Here is a 12,830-nt window from a genome sequence, read left to right on the forward strand (position 1 = left end):
CTCAGATTTACGGGCAGAGGTATCTCGACTTCATTCCAAGGCAGATGATTATGAAAAGGCAAATGCCTTGTTGGATATAGCAGACAAGGCTCAGGTTGATTATAAAACTATCATCGAGGTTCTCCTTCATAGAAAGTTTGCTCATAACTCAGATTTGACCAAGCTCTTGAATGGTGTATTGGATACATCCGATGCTGAGGTCAATGAGTTGGGGCTTGATGGATTGAAAAAGAAAATCAGTGATGCTGCTGACGAGGCGTTGGATGAAAAGCATAAGGCTGAAGAGTCTAAGGCATCTTCAGCCCCAGAGCAACCAGCTGTAAAACTGCCTAAGAAAACAGAAAAAGAAAAGCAGGAATCAGATAGTCAACTCCCTCGCAAGCGTTATACAACAACAGCTAGGGTCTTGAAGTCCTTCGGTATAGATAAATCTGATCTTCCTGAGAATGCAAAGGTTATCATACGTAAGGGTAAGAAGGACATGTGGGTAGTCCGTCTGTTCTTCTATCAGAAACAAGAGGTTTATTGTAAGGAATACAAGATAGCACGCTTTAATGTACCTGGCTCTGATCCTCAGAGCAGCAAGTATCCTCAGAGTATCATCAAGGGTAATCCTTTGATGCCATCCTTCTGTAGGTTCTATCTGGAGTCGAAGTTTGCCTATCATCTCTCCGAAAACCGCTTGTTGGATATGTTGTCACAGATGGGTATGAAGGTAGCTCAGTCAACCTTGAACGGTTGGATGCAGCAAATCATGACTTATCTTCGTGAACGCTTGGGGCCTGTGATGCTTGAGCGTATCCGTCAGTGTGTCTATACCCAGAATGACGAGTCAAGAATCGTGGTTCGCAGTCGTGAGAGTAAGGAAGACAAGTTTAAGTACAATGTGGAGTACATCCATGCTGCCCTCTCCATGGAAGCCAAGCTTTGTGTGATGGAATATAAGGAGGGTAGCCGTAGTCACAGTGTGCAGGAAGACGCCATCTTCAAGGACTCTTGTATAAGGGTGTTTACTGCAGACAGGGCTGTCTTGTATGAGACAATTGAGAAGGATTTGGAGGAAATGGGACTGGTGCGTACAGCTTGCTGGTTCCATGCCCGCCATCGCTTTGTGGATGCTTATATCTCTGACCATCGTGTGCGTGTAATCATCTTGATGATGAACTACCTCTTCCAGATAGAGCGAGAGTCGAAGATACGCAAGCATACAGCTAAGCAGCGACGCCGATTTAGACTTAAGTACAGTGCATCGATTGTTGGCAAGTTGATGAAGTTGTTAAAGAAGATCAAGCTTGATTCTTCTTATGGTGCAATGGTTCAGCGAGCAGTCAACTATGTACTTGATGACGAGAAGGCCTTCAAGGTGTTCTTGCAGGATGGTCGTGTCGAGATGCATAACAATGCGGTCGAACGAATGTTCCGCCACTTGGCTATGGGTAGGCGAAACTGGATGCATACCGGTAGCCATTTAGGTGCGGAAAACATAGCTTTTATGTTCTCACTTTTTGAGAGCTGCAAGTTGAATGACATTAATTTTGGCGATTATATAGAAGATATACTCACCCGACTGATGGAGGGGGAGCAAGACTTCATGTCCCTAATCCCATGTAATTATAACTCGAACAAAAAGGTGAATGTCAAGGCTGCCTAATAGGCAGCTCTGGCAATACCAATTAATAATATGCTTTTTTTGAAAAATTGTTGGATGTGCTAACTGCTGAAAATCAGTAGTTACGTTCTAACGGTGATTTACAAGTATTCCAAGCCGATGATTGCTATACATTCCATACCTCTGAAGGACGTAAGTTATTATGGCATTATGTCGGGTTGTTGGGAAAATCGTGATGAGACAGTGATGAATATATCACGGTTCTGTGAGAAACCAAAAGTTTCTTATGCGGAAGACCAGCTTGCCGTTAAAATGCATAACGGAGAACAGAGATACTATTCGGTCTTCGGACAGTATGTGTTGACTCCAGAAGTCTTCGAGCAGTTGAAAAAGAACATCAACGATGGCGTGGTAAGCGAACGAGGCGAGGTGGAATTGACCACAGCCCTGGAACAAGTGAGAGGTAAATATGGATTGATGGGAGTACAGTTGGACGGAGAGATGTTTGATATGGGAATTCCTCAAGCCTATAGAAATTGTATAACTAATTTTGTAAGATAAATAAGATAAAAACGATGACAAACAATAAGAAAACATTAGTTTATATAGATGGTGCTAACCCTGAAGACAAACGTTCTTGGTCGGGTACTCCATATAACTTGGTACAACAGTTGAAGCGCAATTACGATGTAGAGACCATCTGGTTGCAGGAAACGAAGGCGGAAAAACTCTTTCGTCTCACCTATAAATTTTTTTGGCGTTTGCTGGGCAAACACAACGATCCTTGTTTTACCACGACTTATGCTAAGTTGAAAGGTCGAAGAGTAAACAAGCTTTTGGCAAGGAAAAAGTATGATGTAGTATTTTTCCGTGGTAGTAATCTTGCAGCTTATGCCAAGACCGACATACCTCAGAGAGTATATTTCAGTGATGCCTGTTTCCATCAGATGGTAGATTATTATTTCTTCCACCTTACGGATGCGAACATCAAAGATGGCAATGAGGTTCAGCGTAGAGCAATGCAGAATTGCAATGTAAATGTGTTTGCTAGCAATTGGGCTATGCGTGAAGCGGTGGATTTTTACCATATTCCAGAGTCAACATGCCATCTCGGTTACTTTGGCGCAAGTGTAGATACTGCGGAATTCAAGAAGCAACCTCACGACGAGAGTCTTGTGAACCTGTTGTTTGTAGGTGTAGAATGGGAACGCAAGGGCGGCGAGATAGCAGTGGAGTGTACCAAGCTTCTCAATAAGAAAGATACTTCAAGAAAATATGTGCTTCATTTCGTAGGTTGTCAGCCACCTTACGAGATAAAGGACGAGAACATCAAGTTTTATGGTTTCTTGAATCGTAACATTCCAGAGCAGGCCCAGAAAATGATAAGCCTTCGTGAGCAGGCCGATATCTTCATCCTCCCTACGAGAGCAGAGTGTGCTGGGATCGTATTCTGTGAATCCTCAGCCTATGGCATTCCTAGCATTACGTTTGATACAGGAGGCATTGGTGATTATGTGTTAAATGGTGAAAATGGTTATCGTCTGCCAATGGACAGCAATCCTGATGATTTTGCCAATAAGATTCTTGAAGTTCTTGCAGACAAGGGCAAGTTGCAGTATATGCAAGAAAAGGCAGTCGAGATGTACAAGGAAAGAATGAGCTGGGATGCCTTGGGAGATAGATTTCGAGAAGTGATAGGATAATATTCCTATGATACAACCAAAGATTTCAGTCCATGACTGGTATATTGTTATGCCGTCATGGACATAGAAAAAACGATTCATTAAAAATAAGATAGGAGATAATTATGAAAGATCTAATCAAAAAGATAATAGATGTGGTTGATGAAAACGTAAACCACCAATACAGCGTAAGGTGGGTTGAATGAAAAATATTATCTTTGAACCGTTTTAAAATTCATATAAAATGGAAAGCAAAGAATATTTTGAAAAGGTGATGCAGGACTACAACCGGAACCGAAAGGGACGTAGCCTGCGTAAGTATTGCAAAGATGAAGCAGTCGATTATGACTGGCTCATCCAGTACAAGAAGAACTATCCTTTACAGGAGAAACAACAGGAGCCATCGCAAGATGCTTTCAATGGCTTTATCCAAAAGTTGTAATAATGATACAGAGAGATGTTTTAGACATATCGCAATGGGAAGACGCAATTGGCTTCAGACAGGAAGTCACTTCTCAGCCCAGAATTTGGCGTTTATGTTCGGGTTGTTGGAAAGTTGCAAATTGAACAAAGTGAACTTTTGTGAGTACATTGAGGATATCCTTACTCGCATACTTTGTGGCGAGAAGGTTGATGCCTCGTTCCTACCATGTGACTATGTTCGCCATTTTGAAGATGGTACGGATGCTGAGGTAACGAAGACATCCCAAGCCGTCGCTTGATTGTTAAATTTTAGAAAATCAAAACTTTGTTCAAAAATACTGGTACGGCTAACCCGCTGAAAAATAGTGGGGACGCTGTATTGGTGGTTTACAAATATTAGAATTATGAGAACGTTCAATTATAATGAAATGCCTCATGAAGTTTTAGAAATGGCTTCAGAGTACGCCATTAAGGAAAGTCGTTCGGGAAGAGGTCTTTCTCATTCTCAGGCAATGGAAAAGATTAAAAAGCAAAGAGGATGGTGAAATCATTAATATAATGGTGATAGCTTATTATAAGCAGTCAACTGTCACTGTTACAAGAATGATTAATCGTTTCATCGAGCATCATACGAAATAAAGTCTTCCGCTAGGCGACAAACACTCGCAACTCTGTTGCGTCTAATAATCGCAATTTTATTGCGTAAGCACTCTCAGCCAGCCCTTTAGGGCACAGGCTCCGCTGGCTGACCAAAACTCTGGCAGAGCTATAGCGTCGCCAGCTACATCCTCTCGTTCCTGAGGAAAGAGAGGCTTGGTGAGAAAGGTGGAGCTCCCTTTGGCTAAAGGGAGACGGAGGGATTCGAAATATCTCTTATAATATCAAATTCAGACTATTTTAGTAGTGTGGGCGCTACATAATCACCCACAACGCATCCTGCAGCTTTATATCGGAAGACGGTTGCCGATAGAGGCTCTGGATGCAATAATATAAGGGACTTTATTGAGAATGTGGTTCAATTAGAAAAATCCAATTTCTTAAAATATTCTGTATCCCCAGTAAACACAGAGGATAGAGTTGTATTGTCATAGGTGTTGGATGCTTACAAATAGATAGTTACATAAATAGCAATGGAAGTTATGGAAGAAGATAAGAAAAGAGTAGAATTACTCTTGAAGAAGTTTGAGCCAAGAATCTTGCGGCTTGCAGTTAATTTTGTTAGTTTTGATTCAAGTGTTTCTGAAATGAAAAAATATCTCAACGAGCATATGAAATTTCATCCAGACCAACGAGAGTTGTTTAAGTCAGTTTTACTGCTAGACGAATCTGAAGAGAGCGAATTGATTGTTTTATCAAACAATATAGCCACAAAAGGATATGATTTGGATGAAATAATACCTTTGGATTAACTGTTTAATTGAGTATCCACAAGAAGCTTTTGATGAATTGATTATGGAAAAGTAAGAAAATTTTAAGAATTTATTCGGCTCAACTGAAAATTATAAAAGGTTTAAGGCTGAATGCTTTGAATAGTTTGAAATAGACTATTGAAAAAATATATATTATGAACTGTACGTTAGTAGATTCTTTGCGTAAGAAGATTAGTGATACTCTTACGCCATTAATTACCCACGACTATGTATTATTGGATTTGCCATATTATGACAATATCGGTGATACTTTAATATGGGAAGGAACTAAAGAATTTTTAAAAACATTGCCCTATAAATGTTTGTACTATGCAAGCAAGGATAGTTTTCGTTACCGAAAACTGCCTTCAGATACTGTTATTTTACTTTCGGGGGGGGCAATTTGGGCGACTTGTATCGCCAACATTCAAAGTTTCGTAGGATAGTAATAGAAAGCTACCCTCGAAATAAGGTTATCATACTTCCTCAAACTATTTATTATGAGCATAAGGAACTTATAGAAGAGGATGCTGAGTTCTACGCTCAACATCCGAATGTGACAATCTGTACTCGTGAACAATATTCATATGAGCTAATCAAAAAGTATTTTTCGAATCCATGTCTTTTATTACCTGATATGGCTTTCTTTATCAATATGGAAAAATATAAGATAGGACAGGAAAAGGGTAAAGTCCTTTATCTGAAACGTATCGATAAAGAGTTGGCAGATGTATGTGGAGATATAGAGATTCCGAAAAATATAGAAGTCCATGATTGGCCTACTTACGAATATACCTTTATGAAGGTGAAAATAATAGAGAAACTTTTGGGTATATTTTGTCGTTTGATGACTGTTTTGAAGTTTTCTGATAAGTGCATAGCAAGATGGAATGACTGGAAACGTAATTATTTCTATCGTCGATTCTATGTTCAACTGGGAATAGATTTTCTTTGTCCTTATTCTTTTATTTATACCACTCGGTTGCATGTTATGATACTGGGGGTCCTACTTAATAAAAAGATGCACTTAATCAATAATACGTCTGGTAAAGTTATAAACTTCTATGATACTTGGTTGAAGGAAAATAATAATATCGAGGTGTAGCACAATCTTTTTAGATTATGCAAACCAATTTATTGATAAATCATTTACGTGAGAAAATTCAAAAGGAGTTGACTCCTATAGTAGATAATGACTATGTCTATCTTGACTTACCTTATCATCACAATATTGGTGATACATTGATTTGGGAAGGTACAAGGGAGTTCTTGAAGACTGTGCCATATAAATGCTTGTACTATGCCAGTAAGGATAGTTTTAGGTATCGAAAGTTGCCAAAGAATGTTATTATTCTATTACACGGGGGTGGTAATTTTGGAGACTTATATCGCTTACATTCTGAATTTCGCAAGAAAATAATAAAGCTATATCCAGATAATAAGGTCGTTATACTTCCTCAGACTGTCTTTTATGAAGATATGAGTTTATTGCAAAGCGATGTTGACTTTTATGCAGCACATCCGAATGTGACGATTTGTGCTCGAGAGCAAGTCTCTTTTAACTTCTTGACTGAGAATTTTAAAAATCAGGTACTTTTATTGCCTGATATGGCATTTTATCTTGATTTGAAAAAATACAAGGTTTTTGAAGATGAAAATCGGGTTCTTTATTTGAAGCGAACTGACAAGGAATTGGTTAATGCCAATATGGTAAAAATACCAGCTAATTCAGAGCAGCATGATTGGCCAACTTACGAGAATCATTATGGTGAATTTGATATGGTGGAGCGTTTTACCCATCTCTTACGGATAATATTTAAAATTTGTGGTTTAAGAGATAGAATATTGGCACGTTTAGAAGATTGGAAACGCAATTGGTATTATCGTCGAAAGTATGTGCAGATGGGAGTATCTTTCCTTTCTCCTTATCATACTATATATACAACTCGTCTTCATGTACTAATTTTAGGAGTTTTACTTGCTAAGAAAATATACTTAATAAACAATACGTCTGGTAAGGTTGTTAATTTTTATAATACTTGGTTAAATGAACTTGATTCTATAAAAAAGTTATAAAATGGAAAATAAAATAAAAGTAGATAAAGTAATTGTTTCATCCAATAGGGTCGAGGTATATTATACGATTGAGGGTGAAATAAATAAGTATTTTAATAAAGACGAGAAATGCTTTTGGGCAGAATATATGGAAGATGTAAGTTCTGTTCCAGAAAGTATAGCGGTTATTCCATTTGTTTGCAATGTTTTACCTATAGCATGGCTCTCTGATGCGGAGCTGGTACTGAATGAATTGGATGAAGAATTCTATCATAGTTTGTTTGAAGTAAAGCATGGTTATATGCTTCTCTCTAGAATGTTGGAGTTCAAGGGAAAGGTAACAGTCAATCATATCATAAACAATCGTTATGAGACATCCAAGCAGTCTGCAGTACTGTTTAGTGGCGGAGTGGATGCCTTTACAACATTGTTCCGTCATTTGGATGAAAATCCTATTATGATTACTCTGCGTGGTTCTGATGTGAAATTGTCTGATGTTGAAGGTTGGAAGGTTGTAAGTGAGCACGTAGAATCAACAGCCAAGACATTTAATTTGCCACAACCTGAATTCGTGACATCTAATTTCCGCATATTTATTAATGAAGGAGAACTGGGTGGTTTGTGTGCCAAATCTGGTGATGGTTGGTGGCATGGATATCAGCATGGAATTGGTATTATTGGTCACACGGCTCCGTTAGCGTATTTGAAACAAATGCGAGTAATATATATAGCAAGTAGTTTGACATGGGAGTTTCCTTATGTTATAGCAAGTGATCCAGTTATTGATTCACATTTAAAAATGGCTAATTCTGAGGTCAAACATGATGGATATTTCATGGGACGTATGGATAAAATTAAATATATTGTTGAAAAGACTCAACAAACTAGCAAAAAAGTTAATCTTCGAGTTTGTTGGATATCTACTGGTGGTCATAATTGTTGTGAATGTGAAAAATGTATTCGTACAATTTTTGGTATAATTGCGGCAGGTGGAAATCCCGCAAATTTTGGATTTGAAGTTAAAAAATCGGCAGAGGCCAATTTTAAAGCTACAGTGATAAATGCTTTGAGCCGTTTTATTAATTTACATTCCGATTGGCATAGTATTCAAAATTTCATTCTGTCAAATAATACATTTATTGAAAAAAATAATCCTAATTATAATTGGATATATACGATAGACATCGATAAAACATACTCAAAACCTTCTTTAATAAGACAATGTTTTAGAAAATTGAAAAAGTTAGTAAGGAAAGTTATTAAATAAATGGAACAAGAAAACTTAAAGCACAAAACCAAAGTAGGTTTATATTGGTCATTCTTCAATCAATTTGCCAATAATGGTCTTCAGTTTGTTGTCGGTATCGTAATGGCGCGTTTGTTGTCGCCTGAGGATTACGGTATCACTGCACTGCCTGCTGTATTCATGGCTGTTGCGGGAACGCTGATTGATGCGGGTTTTAGCAGTGCATTGGTGAGAAAGTCTGAGCTGACAGAAAAGGATTTATCAACTTCTTTTTATTATAGCATATTAGTTGGTATTACATGTTATCTTACGATATTCATAGCTGCACCGTGGATAGCTGAATTTTACAATATCCCAGTATTGGAACCTTTAATTAGAGTCACAGCTCTTACTTTCCTCTGGGGTCCATTAAGCACTCCTCAGTCGGTAATATTGCAGAGACGTTTGGATTTCAAAACGCCAGCTCGCATTTCAGTGATAACTAAAATTGTAGGCTCTATTGTTGGAATCACATTTGCCTATTTGGGTTATGGCTTATGGGCTTTAGTGATTATGGGTGTTGTTTCCAGTTTGTTGGGTTTAATTCAAACATGGCTTGTTGTAAGATGGATTCCAAAAGAAAGTTGGTCGAAAGATTCTTTCAAATATCTTTGGAATTTTGGTAATAAGATTATTGGTACTTATATTTTAGATCAGGTTTATCAGAATATCACTCCTATTGTAATAGGTAAATATTATAGTCCAGCACAGTTGGGACAATATAATCGAGCTCAAGGATATGCAGACTTACCCTCCAAACAGGTAACAGGAATGATACAAGGAGTAACATTCCCCGTACTAAGTAAACTTCAAGGAGATAAAGAAAAGTTGGCAGAGAAATATCGAACGATGATAAAGACCCTATCGTTTGTCGTTATGCCTATCATGCTGGGTTTATCTGCTCTTGCTTATCCTGTGGTTGTAGTTCTTGTAGGTGAAAAATGGGCACCATGTGTAGCTTTTCTTCAGATTATGTGTTTCCAAAAATGCTTATATCCAATTCATTCCCTGAATGTGAACCTTTTGATGGTTAGTGGTAGATCAGATTTATACCTCAAATTAGAAATACAAAAGAAAGTTTTGGGTGTTATCATGCTTGCGGTTACATTGCCAATTAGTGTGATGGCTTTGGTTTGGGGAAATTTAGTGTATAGTATTATTCTTTTGGTTGTAAATACCGATTATACAAGCAAATTGATAAATGTATCTTTGTTGACCCAACTGAAAGATGTCATGCCATCATTTTTGTTATCTTCTGTTATGTTCCTGTGTGTTTGGGGATATACTCAATTTGTAGATAACAATTATGTCCAAATCTTAGGTGGCGCTTTTATAGGTGGTGTAGTTTACTTTTCTGGTGCTTATCTCTTCAAATTTAAGGAGTTAAACGAAGTGAAGTATATGTTGAATAGAAAAAAATAGAGTGATGATGGAGTATATTAAACTAACATTTGTTGGAGATGTAATGTGTCAAAAGGAATTATTGGATGCTTTTAAGAAAAAGGATGGCTTTTCCTTTGATAGTGCATTTTGTAAAGTTTTACCGATGTTAAGAGAATCAGATTTATCATGTGCCAATTTAGAAACTCCTATCTCGTTTGACGATAGTGATCTTTCTAATCGCCTTTATAATTTCTCTTCTCCAATAGAATTTGCTCATGCGGTCAAGAATGCGGGGTTTGGTTTTGTCGCCACTGCCAATAATCATTGTTTAGACCGAAATACTGCTGGAATTGCATCTACAGTTAGGAGTCTTGATTCTGTTGGACTCGTGCATACAGGAGTATTTTCTTCTAAAAGTCGAGACAGATTGGTTTGTATGGATGTAAAAGGGCTCAAGATAGGATTTTTGTCTTATACGTATGGTACAAACGCATTTGCTAATAATAATTATTTGAAGCGATGCGAGCGATGGATGGTTAATATGCTGCAAGCTCAAGAGTTGAGCAATCCCATCAGCCGTTACTGCTTTCGTCACCAAGGAGGACTCGCTTCCCGTCTATATAATAAGGTAAAACAATACCTTCACTTTAGAAACTACGGTTGTGAAGTATATGAGCGTAAAGAAGCAGATTATTTCCAAAAACTTAGAATCTGCAAAGATATAAAGCAGCTTAAAAAGAAAGGTGTTGATATCATTGTCTTCTATATGCACGTGGGGGGGCAATACAATCCTAAAGCCACAGCTAGAACTTTGCAAATAGCCGATTTTTTGAGAAAGAAAGGGGTAAATATCATTGTCGGTTCTCATGAGCATGTAGTGCATGGCACTTCTAATAGCTATTTTTCAGAGAATTGTGTCGAGACATATAGTCTTGGTAATTTCTTTGACACAACTGGAGTGACATCTCCTCCTTTTGATAAAATGTCAGAATATTCCGTTGCTTGGCATGTGTATGTGGATAAGGCAAATAAGAAAATAGCAAAGACTTCTTATACCATTTGTAAGTCTGTTCTTCAAGAGGGAGAGAAACAAAAAATAGAAGTTGTGCCTGTGTATGATTTGATGCAGTCTGAAATGGATGCAGAAAAGCGAAATGCGCTTTGGAAGGATATGCAGACTATAGCATACAAGTTTGCAAAGCAAAAGATAGATAAGCCTCAGATGGAATATTATTATTAAAGAATATGGCAAGATAGATAAGAGGGGCAACTGGCCATAAACTAAACAAAAAATCCCCAGTTTGAAACAAAATGGAAAAAAACAATTTATCCAAATTGTAGATCAAGCTCAAGAGGGCTTGGTCTAAAAAGACAGTTGCATGGAAAATGCAGCTTGTAGCTAATGTAGTAGCTCTTACTCTTGATGTTGTATGTCTGTGTATTACAGGCGATATGTCAGGGCTTGTTTCTGTTTGTTCTGATGCTTTGGCTTTGGGATAGCAGACAAGAGACTTTCTTTATGCTGTTATAGAGGCTACATGAGTCATCGAAAGAAAAATTTTTCTTCCCTGGGGTGAGAGTCCCCAGGGCTTTTTTAAAAAATATATAGTTCAAGAGACTCTAAAATATAAAACTTATAGAGAAAATGAAGATATCTATCATAGTTCCCGTTTATAATGTGGAGCAATATATCAAGGAGTGTTTTGGCTCCATTTCAACACAGACTTACAAGGGTGAGATGGAATGCATTTTTGTGGATGACTGTGGGCAAGATAACAGCGTCACCATGCTGAACAATTTGATAAAAGATTATCAAGGTTTGATTAAGTTTAGAATTATTCATCATGATCATAATAAAGGTTTGTCTGGGGCACGTAATACAGGAATACTGCATGCCACAGGTGATTATCTATATTTTATCGACAGTGATGATACAATAACTCCTGATTGTATAGAGAAACTTGCGGGACTTTTAGAACAATATCCTGGAGTAGATATTGTTCAGGGAAGTACAAAAAGCTCTTGGAAATGGTTGCAGCTTGCCGGCAAGCGTTTTCCCGAGTTTTCTAATAATTTTAAATGGATTAGGAAAACTATGCTGAAGCGATTTGCTATACCAATGACGGCATGGAACAAACTTGTTAGGAAAGATATGATTATAAACAATAGATTGTATTTTGAAGAAGGGCTGATTTATGAAGATGAGTTATGGAACTTCATGCTTGCTAAGTATGTTCATTCCATTGCGTTCTGTAGTGATATAACTTATATTTATAGAGAGAATCCAAATGGTATTACGGGCAAGTCGAAAGAACGTAATTATGCTCCTATATTAAATTTAATGATTGATCGTATCTCTAATCCATATATGGGATCGGAAATAATGTGTATTCTTTCGATTGCAGGAAACAGGTATGAAAATATTATGAGACGTTTATATCATTTTAGAGGTATAAAGGCATATTTGAAAGTGCTGCATAAAATTTTCTGTACGACAAGATATACTCCTATGGGATTCTTGTATAGAGTCTTTTATAGGTTGTTAAGGATATATATAGAAAAAAAATAATTAATCAAATCTGTATTTGAGTTTTTTAGAACGAAGTTTATATGACTAATCCTAAGATAAGTGTAATAGTACCTGTCTATAAGGCTGAACATTATCTTGCACGTTGTGTGGATAGCCTTTTGGCTCAAACTTTTGGTAAATCACCATTAGCCCGTATGGCGGTATCTATATAATATATTACCTTTGCATCCGTAATCAAAACAGTTTGATAATGGAAACAAGGGAATATTTCGAAAAAGTGATGCAGGATTACAACCAAAATCGTAAAGGTCGTAGCTTGCGCAAGTATTGTAAGGATGAGGCTGTGGATTATGACTGGCTCATTGAGTTTAAGAAATCATATCGTTCAAATCAGCTTCAACCAGATGAAAACAAGAAGCTAGGCGAAGGTGAGTTTATCGCTTTGACAGTTGAG

The 12,830-nt window shown here is 37.4% G+C and carries 15 protein-coding genes and 1 pseudogene; all 16 read left to right on the forward strand.

What is annotated here, in order from left to right:
- Window positions 1-1,651 (forward strand): IS66 family transposase (gene tnpC, locus ACTQ16_RS16025; RefSeq protein WP_441938409.1); only part of this gene is annotated, 1,651 nt, incomplete at its 5' end.
- Window positions 1,652-1,744: 93 nt separating this feature from the next.
- A complete protein-coding gene (locus ACTQ16_RS16030) occupies window positions 1,745-2,170 on the forward strand; it encodes a sugar phosphate nucleotidyltransferase (protein WP_441938411.1) in 426 nt (141 codons plus the stop codon).
- Window positions 2,171-2,184: 14 nt separating this feature from the next.
- Entirely contained in the window at window positions 2,185-3,312 is a 1,128-nt protein-coding gene (locus tag ACTQ16_RS16035; protein ID WP_441938413.1) for a glycosyltransferase family 4 protein, read from the forward strand.
- A 223-nt stretch (window positions 3,313-3,535) separates the two neighbouring features.
- Window positions 3,536-3,733, forward strand: coding sequence for a hypothetical protein (locus tag ACTQ16_RS16040; RefSeq protein ID WP_441938414.1), 198 nt, complete (start codon window positions 3,536-3,538; stop codon window positions 3,731-3,733).
- 34 nt (window positions 3,734-3,767) lie between these two features.
- Window positions 3,768-4,013, forward strand: a complete 246-nt coding sequence (locus ACTQ16_RS16045; protein ID WP_441938416.1) for a hypothetical protein — start codon at window positions 3,768-3,770, stop codon at window positions 4,011-4,013.
- A 105-nt stretch (window positions 4,014-4,118) separates the two neighbouring features.
- Entirely contained in the window at window positions 4,119-4,259 is a 141-nt protein-coding gene (locus tag ACTQ16_RS16050; RefSeq protein WP_441938418.1) for a hypothetical protein, read from the forward strand.
- Window positions 4,260-4,853: 594 nt separating this feature from the next.
- Complete coding sequence (locus ACTQ16_RS16055) at window positions 4,854-5,123, forward strand: hypothetical protein (protein ID WP_441938420.1); 270 nt, start codon at window positions 4,854-4,856, stop codon at window positions 5,121-5,123.
- A gap of 155 nt (window positions 5,124-5,278) precedes the next feature.
- Window positions 5,279-5,569: a hypothetical protein gene (locus tag ACTQ16_RS16060; RefSeq protein ID WP_441938422.1), complete on the forward strand. Its 291-nt coding sequence runs from the start codon at window positions 5,279-5,281 to the stop codon at window positions 5,567-5,569.
- Window positions 5,536-6,228: a polysaccharide pyruvyl transferase family protein gene (locus tag ACTQ16_RS16065; RefSeq protein ID WP_441938431.1), complete on the forward strand. Its 693-nt coding sequence runs from the start codon at window positions 5,536-5,538 to the stop codon at window positions 6,226-6,228. Before ACTQ16_RS16060 ends, ACTQ16_RS16065 begins: the two co-directional genes overlap by 34 nt.
- 17 nt (window positions 6,229-6,245) lie before the next feature.
- Window positions 6,246-7,199: a polysaccharide pyruvyl transferase family protein gene (locus ACTQ16_RS16070; protein WP_441938423.1), complete on the forward strand. Its 954-nt coding sequence runs from the start codon at window positions 6,246-6,248 to the stop codon at window positions 7,197-7,199.
- A 1-nt stretch (window position 7,200) separates the two neighbouring features.
- On the forward strand, window positions 7,201-8,445 hold the full coding sequence (locus ACTQ16_RS16075) for a hypothetical protein (RefSeq protein WP_441938424.1): 1,245 nt from the start codon (window positions 7,201-7,203) through the stop codon (window positions 8,443-8,445).
- Window positions 8,446-9,885, forward strand: a complete 1,440-nt coding sequence (locus tag ACTQ16_RS16080) for a lipopolysaccharide biosynthesis protein (RefSeq protein ID WP_441938425.1) — start codon at window positions 8,446-8,448, stop codon at window positions 9,883-9,885.
- Window positions 9,886-9,889: 4 nt separating this feature from the next.
- Window positions 9,890-11,086 (forward strand): CapA family protein, encoded by a 1,197-nt coding sequence (locus ACTQ16_RS16085; protein ID WP_441938426.1) that lies wholly within the window; start codon window positions 9,890-9,892, stop codon window positions 11,084-11,086.
- A 405-nt stretch (window positions 11,087-11,491) separates the two neighbouring features.
- Window positions 11,492-12,415, forward strand: a complete 924-nt coding sequence (locus tag ACTQ16_RS16090) for a glycosyltransferase family 2 protein (protein WP_441938428.1) — start codon at window positions 11,492-11,494, stop codon at window positions 12,413-12,415.
- A gap of 41 nt (window positions 12,416-12,456) precedes the next feature.
- Window positions 12,457-12,549, forward strand: a pseudogene (locus ACTQ16_RS16095) (glycosyltransferase); the annotation flags it as partial.
- A gap of 77 nt (window positions 12,550-12,626) precedes the next feature.
- A partial coding sequence (locus ACTQ16_RS16100; RefSeq protein ID WP_441938430.1) for a hypothetical protein occupies window positions 12,627-12,830 on the forward strand: 204 nt, incomplete at its 3' end.

The organism is Prevotella sp. LCP21S3_D2 (assembly GCF_052118345.1).
Lineage (GTDB): Bacteria > Bacteroidota > Bacteroidia > Bacteroidales > Bacteroidaceae > Prevotella.